This window comes from Acinetobacter sp. TY1 (assembly GCF_048551395.1).
Lineage (GTDB): Bacteria > Pseudomonadota > Gammaproteobacteria > Pseudomonadales > Moraxellaceae > Acinetobacter.
The window spans coordinates 32,943-46,552 of the sequence record NZ_JBLYZK010000003.1 but is presented as its reverse complement, the minus strand read 5'-3'; the positions used below and the strand labels follow the sequence as shown (position 1 = coordinate 46,552).

Annotated in this window: 18 protein-coding genes; 13 read left to right on the top strand and 5 right to left on the bottom strand. The window is 36.2% G+C overall.

What is annotated here, in order from left to right:
• The first annotated feature begins 4 nt into the window (after positions 1 to 4).
• The 4 genes from ACK2M2_RS02840 to infC all read left to right on the top strand — a co-directional run bounded on the left by ACK2M2_RS02840 (position 5) and on the right by infC (position 5,210).
• Positions 5 to 1,288, top strand: coding sequence for a D-arabinono-1,4-lactone oxidase (locus ACK2M2_RS02840; RefSeq protein WP_419346057.1), 1,284 nt, complete (start codon positions 5 to 7; stop codon positions 1,286 to 1,288).
• Between the two features lie 39 nt (positions 1,289 to 1,327).
• The gene (locus tag ACK2M2_RS02835) at positions 1,328 to 2,506 is read left to right on the top strand and encodes an alanine racemase (protein WP_409510350.1); all 1,179 of its coding nucleotides are present in this window, start codon (positions 1,328 to 1,330) and stop codon (positions 2,504 to 2,506) included.
• A 224-nt stretch (positions 2,507 to 2,730) separates the two neighbouring features.
• Positions 2,731 to 4,653, top strand: a complete 1,923-nt coding sequence (gene thrS, locus ACK2M2_RS02830; RefSeq protein ID WP_419346056.1) for a threonine--tRNA ligase — start codon at positions 2,731 to 2,733, stop codon at positions 4,651 to 4,653.
• A 5-nt stretch (positions 4,654 to 4,658) separates the two neighbouring features.
• Positions 4,659 to 5,210, top strand: a complete 552-nt coding sequence (infC, locus tag ACK2M2_RS02825) for a translation initiation factor IF-3 (protein WP_409510394.1) — start codon at positions 4,659 to 4,661, stop codon at positions 5,208 to 5,210.
• A 53-nt stretch (positions 5,211 to 5,263) separates the two neighbouring features.
• On the opposite strand, the gene ACK2M2_RS02820 is transcribed toward infC, so the two are convergent.
• On the bottom strand, positions 5,264 to 5,722 hold the full coding sequence (locus ACK2M2_RS02820; RefSeq protein ID WP_419346055.1) for an Hsp20 family protein: 459 nt from the start codon (positions 5,720 to 5,722) through the stop codon (positions 5,264 to 5,266).
• Positions 5,723 to 5,999: 277 nt separating this feature from the next.
• On the opposite strand from ACK2M2_RS02820, the gene ACK2M2_RS02815 reads away from it, so the two are divergent.
• Together ACK2M2_RS02815 and ACK2M2_RS02810 are read left to right on the top strand one after the other, a co-directional pair.
• Positions 6,000 to 6,617, top strand: coding sequence for a glutathione S-transferase N-terminal domain-containing protein (locus tag ACK2M2_RS02815; RefSeq protein ID WP_409510353.1), 618 nt, complete (start codon positions 6,000 to 6,002; stop codon positions 6,615 to 6,617).
• An 81-nt stretch (positions 6,618 to 6,698) separates the two neighbouring features.
• Positions 6,699 to 6,983: a hypothetical protein gene (locus ACK2M2_RS02810; protein ID WP_409510354.1), complete on the top strand. Its 285-nt coding sequence runs from the start codon at positions 6,699 to 6,701 to the stop codon at positions 6,981 to 6,983.
• Positions 6,984 to 7,246: 263 nt separating this feature from the next.
• Here ACK2M2_RS02810 and ACK2M2_RS02805 read toward each other — a convergent pair whose 3' ends face one another.
• Positions 7,247 to 7,651: a TonB family protein gene (locus ACK2M2_RS02805; RefSeq protein WP_419346054.1), complete on the bottom strand. Its 405-nt coding sequence runs from the start codon at positions 7,649 to 7,651 to the stop codon at positions 7,247 to 7,249.
• 60 nt (positions 7,652 to 7,711) lie between these two features.
• On the opposite strand from ACK2M2_RS02805, the gene ACK2M2_RS02800 reads away from it, so the two are divergent.
• Complete coding sequence (locus ACK2M2_RS02800; protein ID WP_409510356.1) at positions 7,712 to 8,137, top strand: YqaA family protein; 426 nt, start codon at positions 7,712 to 7,714, stop codon at positions 8,135 to 8,137.
• Positions 8,138 to 8,149: 12 nt separating this feature from the next.
• Here the strand turns inward: ACK2M2_RS02800 and ACK2M2_RS02795 are convergent, their stop codons facing one another.
• A complete protein-coding gene (locus tag ACK2M2_RS02795; protein WP_409510357.1) occupies positions 8,150 to 8,908 on the bottom strand; it encodes a TonB family protein in 759 nt (252 codons plus the stop codon).
• A gap of 146 nt (positions 8,909 to 9,054) precedes the next feature.
• A complete protein-coding gene (locus ACK2M2_RS02790) occupies positions 9,055 to 10,320 on the bottom strand; it encodes an MFS transporter (protein ID WP_419346053.1) in 1,266 nt (421 codons plus the stop codon).
• 223 nt (positions 10,321 to 10,543) lie between these two features.
• On the opposite strand from ACK2M2_RS02790, the gene rpmI reads away from it, so the two are divergent.
• The gene (gene rpmI, locus ACK2M2_RS02785) at positions 10,544 to 10,738 is read left to right on the top strand and encodes a 50S ribosomal protein L35 (RefSeq protein ID WP_004278281.1); all 195 of its coding nucleotides are present in this window, start codon (positions 10,544 to 10,546) and stop codon (positions 10,736 to 10,738) included.
• A gap of 12 nt (positions 10,739 to 10,750) precedes the next feature.
• Complete coding sequence (rplT, locus tag ACK2M2_RS02780; RefSeq protein WP_004723060.1) at positions 10,751 to 11,110, top strand: 50S ribosomal protein L20; 360 nt, start codon at positions 10,751 to 10,753, stop codon at positions 11,108 to 11,110.
• A gap of 62 nt (positions 11,111 to 11,172) precedes the next feature.
• Here rplT and ACK2M2_RS02775 read toward each other — a convergent pair whose 3' ends face one another.
• The gene (locus ACK2M2_RS02775) at positions 11,173 to 11,601 is read right to left on the bottom strand and encodes a DUF1398 family protein (RefSeq protein ID WP_419346052.1); all 429 of its coding nucleotides are present in this window, start codon (positions 11,599 to 11,601) and stop codon (positions 11,173 to 11,175) included.
• A gap of 71 nt (positions 11,602 to 11,672) precedes the next feature.
• Between ACK2M2_RS02775 and ACK2M2_RS02770 the strand changes: the two genes are divergently transcribed.
• The 4 genes from ACK2M2_RS02770 (at position 11,673) to ACK2M2_RS02755 (ending at position 13,590) form a co-directional block, all read left to right on the top strand.
• Complete coding sequence (locus ACK2M2_RS02770; protein WP_419346051.1) at positions 11,673 to 12,050, top strand: hypothetical protein; 378 nt, start codon at positions 11,673 to 11,675, stop codon at positions 12,048 to 12,050.
• A 113-nt stretch (positions 12,051 to 12,163) separates the two neighbouring features.
• Positions 12,164 to 12,361 carry a hypothetical protein gene (locus ACK2M2_RS02765; protein ID WP_419346050.1) on the top strand — a complete coding sequence of 66 codons (198 nt, stop codon included), beginning with the start codon at positions 12,164 to 12,166 and terminating at the stop codon, positions 12,359 to 12,361.
• Positions 12,362 to 12,444: 83 nt separating this feature from the next.
• Positions 12,445 to 12,993 (top strand): adenylate kinase, encoded by a 549-nt coding sequence (locus ACK2M2_RS02760; protein ID WP_419346140.1) that lies wholly within the window; start codon positions 12,445 to 12,447, stop codon positions 12,991 to 12,993.
• A 45-nt stretch (positions 12,994 to 13,038) separates the two neighbouring features.
• Complete coding sequence (locus tag ACK2M2_RS02755; protein WP_419346049.1) at positions 13,039 to 13,590, top strand: NADAR family protein; 552 nt, start codon at positions 13,039 to 13,041, stop codon at positions 13,588 to 13,590.
• Positions 13,591 to 13,610 lie beyond the last annotated feature (20 nt).

The window sequence follows — 13,610 nt, the reverse complement described above, 5'->3', positions numbered from 1 at the left end:
GCCAATGAGCATATTAAAAAAATATACATGGAACAATTGGTCGGGATTTCAAATATCAAATCCACAGCAAATTTTTAAACCGCACAATATTGATGAACTCAAAATCATTGTCCGAGATCATGACAAAATTCGTGTCGCAGGGGCAAGCCATTCATTCACGCCTTTAGTGGCAACAGATGCAACTTTATTGTCACTTGATCACTTATCAGGTGTAGAACATGTTGAACAAGAACAATGCACAGCAACAATATTAGCAGGGACTCGACTGTATGATTTAGATCAATTTTTACAGCCACTGAATCAATCGTTGATGCAACAAGGCGATATTGATCAGCAAAGTTTAGCTGGTGCCGTGTCAACAGGAACACACGGTACAGGCGCAGATTTGTATTGTATTTCAGGTTATGTAGAGCAGTTTGAATTGCTCACAGCATCGGGTGAATTGTTGCAATGCAGTCCTACGGAAAATAGCGATATTTTTAATGCAGGACGAGTATCGCTCGGCAGTCTAGGGATTTTGACCAAAATTACTATGCAAAATAAGCCACGTTATAAACTCAAAGAGCATATGAAACTCTGTCCTGTGACCGATATGCTGACGAATATTCAACAATGGAAAACCGAGCATCGGCATATTGAATGTTTTGTCTTTTCACACAATGCTCAACTCATGTTGAAAACTTTGGATATGACTGATGAGGAAATTCAACCTCGCAAAGAATCTTGGCCATCGGAAGATGGTTTACTGACGATATGTTCTGAAATAAGTAAAGCCTTTCCATCGGCTAATCCGTATTTGCAAAAATTATTAGGTGTCTTTGTAAAACCGACGACTTTTATTGATTGGTCGAGTCAGATTTTTCCAACACCACGCAATACACGTTTTAATGAAATGGAATATCAAATTCCTGTCGATCAAGGTTTAGCGTGTTTGCAAGAAATTTTAGCGGTGATGCGAAAGCATAAAGTACAGACTTTTTTCCCTTTGGAATTTCGCTTTGTGAAAGGTGATGATATTTGGTTGAGTCCTTTTTATCAGCAAGATTCGATCTCCATTTCAGTGCATCAATACTATAAACAAGATCCATATTTGCTATTCAATGTTATTGAGCCGATATTACGTAAGTATCAAGGGCGACCACATTGGGGCAAAATGCATACGCTAAATCATCAACAATTACGTGAGCTATATCCTAAATGGGGTGATTTTATGCAGATTCGTGAACAGCTTGATCCAAGTAAAAAGTTTTTAAATCCATATTTACAAAAGCTATTTTATAGTCAATAACTGTTAAAGAAAATTATAGAAAATAACGAGGGAAATGAAATGGTTAAAAATGCTCAAGCACATGCCTTTTTTCAACAATTAAATCAGGATTTGCGTCATTCAGCATTCGGTTTACCTCGTTTAATTCTAGATGAGGATCAACTTAAACGAAATATACAGCATGCAGAGCAACAGCTACATAAAAATAAGCATTTAAAACCACGTTTGGTAGTGAAGTCTTTAGCGAGTTTACAACTTCTGCAAACTGTCGCTACACATTTTCAAACACAACGCTTTATGGTATTTCATTTACCGCAAATTTTACCCATTTTAGAAAGCTTTAGCTCGGCAGATGTATTGATGGGGAAGCCTATGCCTGCAAGTACTGTTGAATATTTTTATCTGAGATTTACATCTTGGAATACTTCAAATATTCAATGGATTGTCGATACACCACAGCGTTTAATTGCTTATTTGGATATCGCAAGGCGTTATGCTGTAAGGTTACAGATCAATATTGAAATTGATGTGGGATTACACAGAGGGGGAGTATCAAGTGCACAAGAATTGGTTGCACTGTTGAAAATCATAGAAGCACATCCTGAACAGCTTAAATTCAGTGGTCTAATGGGCTACGATGCACATGTGACCAAACTACCTTCTATTATCAAAAAAGCCGATGTGGCATATGCTGAATCACAGCAAATTTATCAACATTTTATAGAAATTATTCAAGCACAATTTCCGCAGCTTTGGCATGAGGAACTTTGTTTAAATGGTGGTGGTAGTCCAAGTTTTAATTTTCACGTGAAACAAAGTGTTTGTAATGATCTATCTTTTGGTTCAATGTTACTCAAACCAAGTGATTTTGACAGTACACATTTAGAAGCGTTAAAGCCCGCCTTATGGATTGCTAGTCCAGTGCTAAAAGTGCTTGAAAATACAGAATTACCAGGAATGCCATTGCTGAGTAAATTACCCCATAAAGATAAAGCTTTATTTATTTATGGTGGATATTGGATGGCAGATTATGTTTATCCGAAAGGAGCGCATCCACATTTGTTGTACGGACGAAGTTCTAATCAAGAGTTAGTGAATGTTTCAAAAACAACTCAAATTGATGTCGATGATTATGTTTTTTTAAGACCAACGCAAAGTGAAGCAATTATTCCGCAATTTTCTCAGCTTTATTGTTATAAAAATAATGTTTTTGAAGCATGGGAAACTTTTAGAGAGTAATTGTTATCATTGAGGCGAAACATATTTAGAGATGACTTTAATCGATTTTTTTTAAGAATAGCTAAGGGTAAGATGTAGCTAATGGTTTATCAAACTGCATTAAAGGTGTAAAATTCTACGGACTTTAATTTTGTTCCACCGATTTTATCTTTTGAGCTCGTCTCGATCATAATCTCGCGGTGACATGCTCCATGGTACGGGGCATCACTCCTTAAGGATTTTTTATGCCTATTATCACATTGCCAAATGGCGATCAAAAAAGTTTTGACCAAGCTGTTTCTGTTATGGAAGTAGCACAGAGTATTGGACCTGGTCTTGCAAAAAATACAGTTGCAGGAAAAGTAAATGGTCGTTTGGTTGATGCAAGTGACCTCATTACCGAAGATGCTACGCTTGAAATTATTACACCTAAAAATCAAGAAGGTGTGGAAATCATTCGTCATTCATGTGCTCACTTGGTAGGTCATGCAGTAAAACAACTTTTCCCAGAAGCTAAAATGGTGATTGGTCCTGTCATTGAAGAAGGTTTCTACTATGATATTTGGATGCCACGCCCATTTACTTTAGATGACATGGCTGCAATCGAAGAGCGTATGAAAAAGCTCATCGATCAAGATTATGACGTTATCAAAAAAATGACTCCTCGTGACGAAGTGATTGCAGAATTCACAGCACGTGGTGAAGAATACAAATTACGCTTGATTGCCGACATGCCTGAAGAAACACAAATGGGCTTGTATTACCATCAAGATTATTTAGATATGTGCCGTGGTCCGCACGTTCCAAATACTAAATTCTTAAAATCATTCAAACTCACTAAAATCTCTGGTGCTTACTGGCGTGGTGATGCGAAGAATGAGCAACTACAACGTATTTACGGTACAGCTTGGGCAGATAAGAAAGAATTAGCTGCATATGTAAAACGTATTGAAGAAGCTGAAAAGCGTGACCATCGTAAAATTGGTAAAGCTTTAGACTTGTTCCATATGCAAGAAGAAGCACCAGGTATGGTGTTCTGGCATCCAAATGGTTGGACAATTTACCAAGTACTTGAACAGTACATGCGTAAAATTCAGCAAGACAATGGCTATCAAGAGATTAAAACTCCACAAATTGTAGACTTTACGTTGTGGGAAAAATCAGGTCATGCTGCAAATTATGCAGACAACATGTTTACGACACATTCTGAAAGCCGTAATTATGCGGTTAAACCGATGAACTGCCCATGTCACGTTCAAGTGTTTAACCAAGGTTTGAAGTCTTACCGTGATCTTCCAATTCGTTTAGCTGAGTTTGGTTCATGTCACCGTAACGAACCATCAGGTTCACTACACGGCATTATGCGTGTACGTGGCTTTACTCAAGACGATGCGCATATCTTCTGTACGACTGAACAAATTGGTCAAGAAGTTGCAGATTTTATTGCATTAACTTTGGATGTCTACAAAGATTTTGGTTTTGAAGATGTACAAATGAAATTGTCGACACGTCCTGAAAAACGTGTGGGTGATGATAAACTTTGGGATGTTGCTGAAAAATCACTTGAAGATGCATTAAATGCAGCAGGTTTAGATTGGGAGCTTCAACCAGGTGAAGGTGCATTCTATGGTCCAAAAATTGAATTTTCACTTAAAGACAGCTTAGGTCGTGTTTGGCAATGTGGTACAATTCAGTGTGACTTCAACTTACCATTACGCTTAGATGCATCTTATGTAACTGAAGATAACGATCGTGACCATCCTGTGATGTTGCATCGTGCAATTCTTGGCAGTTTTGAGCGTTTTATTGGTATACTGATTGAACATTACGCAGGATTCATGCCACCTTGGTTATCACCAATGCAAGCATGTGTCATGAATATTACCGATTCTCAAGCGGTTGCATGCGAGTCAGTGGTCGCAAAACTCAAAGAAAATGGAATTCGAGCAATTTCAGACTTGAGAAATGAGAAAATCGGCTTTAAGATTCGTGAGCGTACTTTAGAACGTATTCCATACTTATTGGTTCTTGGTGATCGTGAAGTAGAAGAAGGTACTGTAAATGTTCGTACCCGTTCTGGACAAAATTTAGGGACTATGTCAGTTGATGCATTTATTGACCTAGTGAAAGTAGCCGTAGCCGAACGTGGCCGGTATATTGTGGAGTAAGAAAGATTAAACAGCCTGACCGTAACCAACAACAAGGTGCTAAAAGCAATCGCCCTGCATTAAATGATGAGATTAAGGCTAAAGAAGTCCGTCTTGTTGCCGCAGATGGTGAACAAAAAGGTATCGTTTCACTTGCTGAAGCGCTACGTGCTGCTGAAGAAGTAGATCTTGACCTTGTTGAGATTGTGGCAAATGCAGAACCACCTGTTTGTAAAATCATGGATTTCAACAAACATTTATTTGATCTGAAGCAAAAACAGAAAGATGCTAAAAAGAAACAGCATCAGGTTCAGGTCAAAGAGATTAAGTTGCGTCCTGGTACTGACATTGGTGACTACAATATCAAGCTGCGTGCTATTCTTCGTTTCTTAGAAGAAGGTAATAAAGTCAAAATTACTTTACGTTTCCGTGGTCGTGAAATGGCTCACCAACAAATCGGCTTAGCTCAATTGCAAAAAATTGAAGCTGATGTTGCTGAGTTTGGTATCGTTGAGCAATCACCAAAAATGGAAGGTCGTCAAATGGGTATGTTACTTGGTCCTAAAAAGAAAAAGTAATCGCTCTTTGATTTAAAAAAAGCACTGCATAAGCAGTGCTTTTTTTATAGCCTTTATTTTAATTCAGGTGAAGCAAGTTGTTGTGTTACTTTTCGGCTAATTGGAATATGCCGAGGTAACTTTTCTTCAGGAATAATACGTTTCAATTCTATTTTTAACAAACCATGATCATAGTCTGCTCGTTGTACTTCAATATGTTCATCTAAGCGTAAAGATAGTTTAAATGAACGATCAGAAATACCTTTGTGTAAAAATTCAACCGTCGTATCTGACTTTTCTTCAGTTGCTTTACCTGTAATAGTGAGCACTTGGTTTTCAAGATTGATCTCAATTTGATCTTCAGTAAAACCTGCTGTAGCCACAACTATACGATAGTTATTGTCACCCGTTTTTTCAATATTATATAGCGGATAATTTGATACTTCACTTTGCATAGCATAATCGAACAAGTCATTGAGTCGGTCAAAACCAATACTACGACGGAATAATGGGCTGAGACTTAAATTGCTCATTGATAGAACCTCCTAAAATTAGCAAAGTTATATAAATAATATTTTTGTCTCTGCATTTGCAGAACCTACAGCAATTATTGCTGTACTTTAAATATAGGATTGCTTTTTTAGATTTCAAGAAAAAAATTAAAAAAAATAAATTTTCTTAAGAGTGGGTTGTTAAATGGAAGAATTAATTAGAATAAATTCTACTGTTTATTGTAATGAAACATGCTATAACTAGCGATAAAGTTCAATAATGTGATGTAAAAAACGATAAAGGCAAAAGGTAACCAACATGATTGATTTATATTATTGGGGTACACCCAATGGTCATAAAATTACGATTGCTTTAGAAGAAATGGGGCTTGAATATCAAATATTTCCCATCAATATTTTAGAGAATGATCAATTTCAACCTGATTTTTTACGGATTTCTCCAAACAATAAAATTCCTGCAATCGTCGATCAAAATGGTCCCAATGGTGAGCCGATTTCTGTGTTTGAATCGGGTGCAATTTTACAATATTTAGGTCGTAAAACAGGTTTGTATTATCCTGAAAATGAACAAGACCGTGTTGAAGTTGAACAGTGGTTAATGTGGCAAATGGGTGGTTTTGGACCTATGCTTGGGCAGAATCATCATTTTGGAAAATTCGCCAAAGAACAAATACCATATGCGATTGATCGCTATGTAACTGAAACAAAAAGACTCTATGCTGTGCTGAATAAACAATTGATTGGTCAAAAAAATGTAGCAGGGGAATACTCGATTGCGGATATGGCAATTCTTCCTTGGGTGCTACGTCATGAATGGCAACAGATTGATCTTGATGATTATCCTTATGTGAAAGAATATGTCGAGCGTTTAACGGCACGTCCTGCGGTGCAAAGAGCATTATCCATAAAAGTTTAGTAAATATTTTGTGTTAAAATTAAAAACCACTTTGAGTGGTTTTTTTTTAGATTCATGATGATTGATCGGTAGGTATTGGTGATGAAAGATTTCTTTTTAAATTTTACGAAAATTTTAGAAACCAATTCAAAAATTTATTGGAGTATTATTGCTGGTATTGTTGCCTGTTTAATTTTATATATTGCTGAAATTATTCATATTCAAAGTGTTTATCCACATATTTCATCACAAGATCCAACGATAGTTCGTACTATCCTTGACTCAATTGCACAGCGTTATCAATGGGTGCGGATCGGAGCGATTCTAATTGCATTGATTGCTTCAAATATTCAGTATCGTAAAACGAAAAAAATGCTCAACTTATGATGTGTAGATAACAATGTTGGATAAGGAAATGAAGGTGACGTAAATATTTTTTGGACATTTCTTTATTTCCTTTGAATGCTTAATCGTTACAGTGAGTTTTTATCGTATTTTACAATACCAATGCGGTATTTGGGGTTCATTATTTTTCTCTTAATGAGCATTTTATGCTTAACTTTTTATCTTGTTGTTTTTTTAATTATAAATTTAAATAAAAAAGTTGAGCCTATTAATAAAGTATTTATTCATGAAGGTTTATACTGAAATTAATACCATAAAATTTTTTGCCACCATGATTTCTCTTGTATTTTAGGAATAATGACAACAAAGGGCTGTTCTACATTGAAATCAGATGCGATACCATTTTTCGTATAGGGTTTAAATTTCGCTTTATGGACTTGTTCTGTCACATACTGATCGAGTTGACTCAATCCTGAACTTTTAAGAATATAGATACTTTTAATTATTCCTTCTGAATTAGCGTTTATTCTGATAGTAAGCTCATAATTTCCTGTGGGAAAGTTAAATAAGTCATGGTTTTTTAAATGCGGTTTTTGCAACCACTGAACTTGTTCATATGTGACAATTTCAGCTTTTTGAGAGTATTCATTGGCTATGCTTGATGTTGATAAAGCGACTAAAAGTATGGTTAAGAAAATTATTTTATACATTTTGAGGATAATCTCTTTTGTTTTATGTCTTTATGATCTCAAAAAAGTAAGTTGATTACGATGGCTTATTTCTTATTATTCCTTTCTGCTTTTGGTGCAGCAACTTTACTTCCTTTGCAATCTGAAGCCATATTGGTTGGGCTTTTGTGGCAAGACCACTATTCTGTTGCTTTATTATTGATTTGTGCATCTGTTGGAAATATTTTAGGTTCATGTGTGAATTGGTTTTTAGGTTTACGCATTGAGCGTTTTAAAGATCGAAAATGGTTTCCTATTTCAGAAAAGAATATGCTGAAAGCTGCTGTGATTTATCAAAAATATGGCTTTTGGTCATTATTGCTGAGTTGGACTCCGATTATTGGTGATCCAATTACGCTAATTGCAGGTTTATTCAAAGAAAATTTTTGGCGTTTTTTATTGATTGTTGCTGTAGCAAAAACAGGCAGATATATATTTATCTACCTGATATTTTTAGGCATTTTCTAGAGTGATTTGTTTTTAATGACAATCATCCATTTTGAACTGAATTTCATCTTTTAACGTATGCTTTTTATACATCCATAGCGTTGATGCAGTACGTTTTAACTCAACTTTACTGTTTGAAAGGGCATTGTAAACAGCTTGATCAATCGCATTTACACCTGAAAGTTTTTTCAATTTAACTTGCGTTACTTCACCTTGCTTATTGACCTTAAATTTAAATTTCACAGTACGATCTTTAAATTTTAAAAGAGTTTGATCTAGGCTTAAGCTCGGTTGTTGCGAGTATTTAAATGCTGTTGATTTATCTTTGGACTGCCTATGCCAAACTTCTGAGTTGAAACTATATTTACATACAGCATTACTTTGAGTTTGATCAGTCGCATCTTTTAAACGAAGCGTAAATGTTTGATAACCCACAATAGATTTTTTATTGCCATTTTCTTGATGTGGTTTAACTTCAGCTTGTTCTACTGCGCGAATCAGTTTTTGATCGAGTGCTTTAACACCTGTACTTTCTTGAATATCAGCATCAGTGACATGACCTTGTTTATTGGCTTTTACACGAATAATTGCAGAACGATTTTGTCCTGAGAGCTCTGAGCTGTTGTATTGAATGCGTGGAAATTGAGTCCATTCAATACGTGTTGTGAGATGTGTAGACTCAGCCGTAATGGTTTCAGGTTCAAGTTTTTGTAACTGACTTGAGTCTGCTGCATGTGCCAAGCTAAAAGCACTGCTTATAGATAAAAGCGTAAGTTGAATGAGTTTTTTCATGTTGATATTCACAGAGCACAGACCGATGCAAAACATGTCAGGTTTAAAATGCCGTCAAGTATTTCCTTAAATGAGAATGATCGCAATAGAAAATTATGTATTGCCAGTTTTTAATCATTATTTTACACATGAGTTGACAGTACACCTTAAAGGTCTTTATCGGGGTGTTCAGCTTGAGTAATATCAAGTTTAAATAAGTCAGAAGTCTTCATCCAACTTAAAACGACAACAGCAATGGTCATACAACCACCAAAAACTGTAGCGGCAATTGTTCCCATGTATTTTGCTGCAAGTCCCGATTCAAAAGCCCCAAGTTCATTGCTACTCGATACAAACATACCATTCACAGCAGCCACACGACCCCGCATATTTTCAGGCGGATAAATCTGTAAAATGGTTTGACGAACAACCACTGAAATACTATCGCAAGCGCCAGTCATGGCTAAGGCAAATAAAGATAACCAAAGATAATTTGAGAATGCAAAAATGAGGGTAAAGACACCAAATCCAGCAACAGCGAGGAGCATATTACGCCATGCATGATGTGTAGGTGGAAATTTGGTTAGCGCAATCATGGTGACCAATGCACCAATAGAGGGAGCTGCACGTAAATAGCCTAAACCTTCAGGCCCAATTTTTAAAATATCTTCAGCAAAAATAGGCAATAAGGCAATCACACCACCAAACAGAACTGAAACTAAATCAAGAGAAATTGCCCAAAGAACAATTTTAGTTTTCCAAATAAACCGAAAGCCTTCACTTAAACTGTCTTTTAAATTGCTGTGTTCTATAGGCGGGAACATACGTTTAGAAAGCAAAGAAATTAAAATAAAACAAACACTCAATAAGACTGCAACAGACAGCAGGCTTGTTTCACGTCCAATTCCTGCAAGCATGAAACCACCCAGCATTGGACCAATGATTACGCCACTTTGCCAACCAATGGTTGTCCATGTTGCCCCATTGGCATACAGTTCACGAGGGATTAAAAAAGGCTTTAAAGAAGTCGCGGAAGGATTGTAAAAACCACGAATGGTACCCAAGCCAAAAATTACTGCATAGATACCTAAAGAGAGGGTACTTACAGCAATTTGCCCATGATCGAACTGATGAAACAGCCACCATAAAATTAAAGGCATGGGAACGGCGAAAAATAGACAAATTCTCATAATCATTTGTTTATTAAATTTATCTGCAAAATAACCACCCCAAAGAGACAAAGCAATAAAGGGGACGGCTTCAGCAAGTCCAATGAAACCAAGTGTTAATGGGTCTTTAGTAATTTGATACAAAGAATAAGCAACAATGATTTCTTGGATCAAAATTGCAAGCGTCAGACAAAATTGATTGATTGTAACAATCGAAAAATCACGATAACGAAGTGCGGCAAAAGCGTCATGTGCAGTGTTCATATTGGTCTTGTTTTATCATGATGTGACGATTATAAAGATTTTATTATATTTGGCTTAACATATTCCTGAATTTAAGATCGGAAATTACGCTAAACAAATGTTGAATGGCATCATGTTTCGCTTTTGTTTTAAGCAAAGATCCTTTAGAATATCGGCTCCCTTACCTGCAGGTCGTCATCGCAATGGTGCGAACGTTCCGAACAGGTGTTCAAAAGAGGTTGTTATGCCTAAGATGAAAACTCGCCGTGGTGCAGCTAAACGCTTTAAAGCGACTGCTAACGGTTTCAAGCGTAAACAAGCGTTCAAACGCCACATTTTGACCAAAAAATCTGCTAAGCGTATTCGTCAATTACGCGGCTGTGTAATGGTTCACGTGAGTGACGTTGCTTCAGTTCGCCGTATGTGCCCATACATCTAAGGAGATTTATAAATGGCTCGTGTAAAACGTGGTGTACAGGCGCATCGTCGTCATAAAAAAATTCTTGCTCGTGCTAAAGGTTACTATGGCGCTCGCTCACGTGTTTATCGCGTAGCGTTCCAAGCAGTAATCAAAGCGGGTCAATATGCTTACCGTGACCGTCGTCAAAAGAAACGTCAATTCCGCGCTTTGTGGATTGCACGTATCAATGCTGGTGCTCGTCAAAATGGTTTGTCGTACAGCCGTATGATCGATGGCTTGAAAAAAGCTCAAGTGATCATCGACCGTCGCGTACTTGCTGACATCGCTATGCATGACTCAGTTGCATTTGCTGCTTTAGCTGAAAAAGCTAAAGGCGCATTAGCTGCTTAATCATCTTTGATGATTAAAAAAGACCGCTTTTTAGCGGTCTTTTTTATTTTGGTATCTCAACCTTATATTGATTCTGGAAATTTCTCAGTATGAGCTTCTCCCAGACGCCCTAAATACTGCACATTTTTACCCTTAATCCATACAAAATATCCAATACATCCAGCAAGGTAAGTGAGTTCTTTGAATTGTGGATACATAACTTGTCCAGATTGAGCACCTGCAATTGCCTGTTTGATTTTCTGTAGATCAAAATGTAGTGTAATTTCAGTAATTTCAGTAATTTCAGTAATTTCAGCCTTGAAGGAATGACGGATAAATTTACCATTGGGGAAATAATATGTGGTTTCGCCACAACGATAATCGACAAAATAGGATTCAATACCAATAGCGATTAATTGCTGAATAACATCACCGAAATGAATTTCACCTGTATTAGATTTTGTGAAAACAGATTGTATGGTATGAAGTTGAATCTGGCTGAAGTCTTTCATTTGAATTGCTCTATATTATGTTGATTTTATATGGATACTATTTGTTTTAAATGACTATAGGAGACAGTTGAATGCGTAAACAATACCATTTTCGCAAAGTCGGTGATAACACTTATATTTGGGATGTACATCGTTTGGTTGAATTAACGCAAGACCTGTCTGTAAAATCAGTTTTATTGACTGAAATTCAAGAACTTCATGAAGCTTATTGGTTTCCTCAAGGTTCTCCAACGACACAGCAAATTATTGAACATATTCAACTCATTCAGGATGCGGATCTTAGTTACCCAATTATTTTATGTATAGATGGGCGTGTGATGGATGGTATGCATCGAGTAGCAAAAGCTCAATTGCAAAAAGATACTCATATTCATGCAGTACGTTTTAAGCATATGCCTGAGCCTGATTTTATCAATGTTGATGAAGGTGATTTGGATTATGATGAATAGAAGTGAGAATGTTTGAGTAAAAATTACACAATATTAACAGTAAAAGGTTATCACTTTAATACGTACTCGCATACATTAGAGATAACATAAAAATAATCGTGCTAGGAAAAAACATGCGTGTAGACATTCATGGCGTACAGCAGGGCACAATTGAAGTGGAACTAATGCTCTTGCCTCGCATTGGTGAAACCATAAGGGTGATGTATGGTGCGGATGCAGAGGTCACAGGTGAGGTGATAGGGTTAGAGCATTACATTAATCAACATGCTAATGATCATAGTGTTATTTTAACAATTCGCCCAATTATTTAATGTGAATCGTATTAAGTTGTTTTAAATCAAATAAAAGTAGCTAAAATGGGCTCCTTTTTTATGTGTATATATTTATAAAAATGATGAAAAGAATAAATGTTATTGGGACATCGGCATCTGGAAAAACCACATTTTCTAGAAAATTGGCAGAAAGATTAAATTTAACTCATATCGAATTAGATAATTTATTGTGGTTAGATGATTGGCAGGAAACTCCTGATTTTGAATTTTTCCAGAAAATTGAACAAGCTATCGCTTTTGCTGATATGGATCCGACGAAACAGGGGTATGTGATTGATGGAAATTATAGTCGTACAACACATTTGACTTGGAAGGCAAGCGACACTGTAATTTGGCTTGATTTACCATTTTATCTCAATTTATTTCAGTCTTTACATCGTGCATTTGGTCGGGCACTGAGCCAAAAACCATTTTGGGAAAATTCAAATAATACTGAAAGTTTTTCCCGAATGTTTACACGTGATTCTATTGTTTTATGGATGATTAAAACCTATAAAAAGAACCGAAAAAAGTATATTGATAAAATGAATGATCCTCAATTTGTGCATGTTCAATTTATTCATATTACAACGAGAAAGCAGATGAGACAGTTTTTAGAAAATTTGAAATGATGTAAAACGAGATGAATTGAAGGCGAGATGAATTAAGGGTGAAAGATGGGTGATATTCAATTTTTAAAAGAATTGCAGGAAAACGTTCGCAAAGGGCAACAATATAAATATCTATACTTTTGGGGACATACGCAAAAAGTACAGGATCTGATTGATAAAAGCTGTTTTAGTCAGTGGTTTCCTGCAAAATTTGAGGTTAAAGGTGTGCAATATCAAAATACAGAACAGTATATGATGGCACAAAAGGCAAAGCTTTTTGCGGATGAAAAGATTTTCCAAAAGATATTACAAACAGAGAATCCTGAGAAGATTAAGATACTTGGGCAACAGGTTAAAAATTATGAGGATGATGTTTGGAAGAAACATCGCTATGCGATTGTCGTCGACGGAAATTTAGCAAAATTTTCTCAGAATGAAAACTTAAAACAATTTTTATACAGTACCCATGAGCGTGTATTGGTTGAAGCCTCTCCAGTTGACAAAATTTGGGGCATTGGCTTGGCTGCGAATCATGAACATGTCCAAAATCCGTTGTTGTGGGATGGATTGAATTTATTAGGTTTTGCCTTAATGGATGTTAGAAAGCAACTCTTTTAATTTCTGTTGCTCTCTTATTG

What these genes read in the sequence shown, in the direction of transcription:
- ACK2M2_RS02840 (WP_419346057.1), top strand. Translation starts at nt 5, where the DNA reads ATGAGCATATTAAAAAAATATACATGGAACAATTGGTCGGGATTTCAA.
- ACK2M2_RS02835 (WP_409510350.1), top strand. Translation starts at nt 1,328, where the DNA reads ATGGTTAAAAATGCTCAAGCACATGCCTTTTTTCAACAATTAAATCAG.
- thrS (WP_419346056.1), top strand. Translation starts at nt 2,731, where the DNA reads ATGCCTATTATCACATTGCCAAATGGCGATCAAAAAAGTTTTGACCAA.
- ACK2M2_RS02820 (WP_419346055.1), bottom strand. Translation starts at nt 5,722, where the DNA reads ATGAGCAATTTAAGTCTCAGCCCATTATTCCGTCGTAGTATTGGTTTT.
- ACK2M2_RS02815 (WP_409510353.1), top strand. Translation starts at nt 6,000, where the DNA reads ATGATTGATTTATATTATTGGGGTACACCCAATGGTCATAAAATTACG.
- ACK2M2_RS02810 (WP_409510354.1), top strand. Translation starts at nt 6,699, where the DNA reads ATGAAAGATTTCTTTTTAAATTTTACGAAAATTTTAGAAACCAATTCA.
- ACK2M2_RS02805 (WP_419346054.1), bottom strand. Translation starts at nt 7,651, where the DNA reads ATGTATAAAATAATTTTCTTAACCATACTTTTAGTCGCTTTATCAACA.
- ACK2M2_RS02800 (WP_409510356.1), top strand. Translation starts at nt 7,712, where the DNA reads ATGGCTTATTTCTTATTATTCCTTTCTGCTTTTGGTGCAGCAACTTTA.
- ACK2M2_RS02795 (WP_409510357.1), bottom strand. Translation starts at nt 8,908, where the DNA reads ATGAAAAAACTCATTCAACTTACGCTTTTATCTATAAGCAGTGCTTTT.
- ACK2M2_RS02790 (WP_419346053.1), bottom strand. Translation starts at nt 10,320, where the DNA reads ATGAACACTGCACATGACGCTTTTGCCGCACTTCGTTATCGTGATTTT.
- rpmI (WP_004278281.1), top strand. Translation starts at nt 10,544, where the DNA reads ATGCCTAAGATGAAAACTCGCCGTGGTGCAGCTAAACGCTTTAAAGCG.
- rplT (WP_004723060.1), top strand. Translation starts at nt 10,751, where the DNA reads ATGGCTCGTGTAAAACGTGGTGTACAGGCGCATCGTCGTCATAAAAAA.
- ACK2M2_RS02775 (WP_419346052.1), bottom strand. Translation starts at nt 11,601, where the DNA reads ATGAAAGACTTCAGCCAGATTCAACTTCATACCATACAATCTGTTTTC.
- ACK2M2_RS02770 (WP_419346051.1), top strand. Translation starts at nt 11,673, where the DNA reads ATGCGTAAACAATACCATTTTCGCAAAGTCGGTGATAACACTTATATT.
- ACK2M2_RS02765 (WP_419346050.1), top strand. Translation starts at nt 12,164, where the DNA reads ATGCGTGTAGACATTCATGGCGTACAGCAGGGCACAATTGAAGTGGAA.
- ACK2M2_RS02760 (WP_419346140.1), top strand. Translation starts at nt 12,445, where the DNA reads ATGAAAAGAATAAATGTTATTGGGACATCGGCATCTGGAAAAACCACA.
- ACK2M2_RS02755 (WP_419346049.1), top strand. Translation starts at nt 13,039, where the DNA reads ATGGGTGATATTCAATTTTTAAAAGAATTGCAGGAAAACGTTCGCAAA.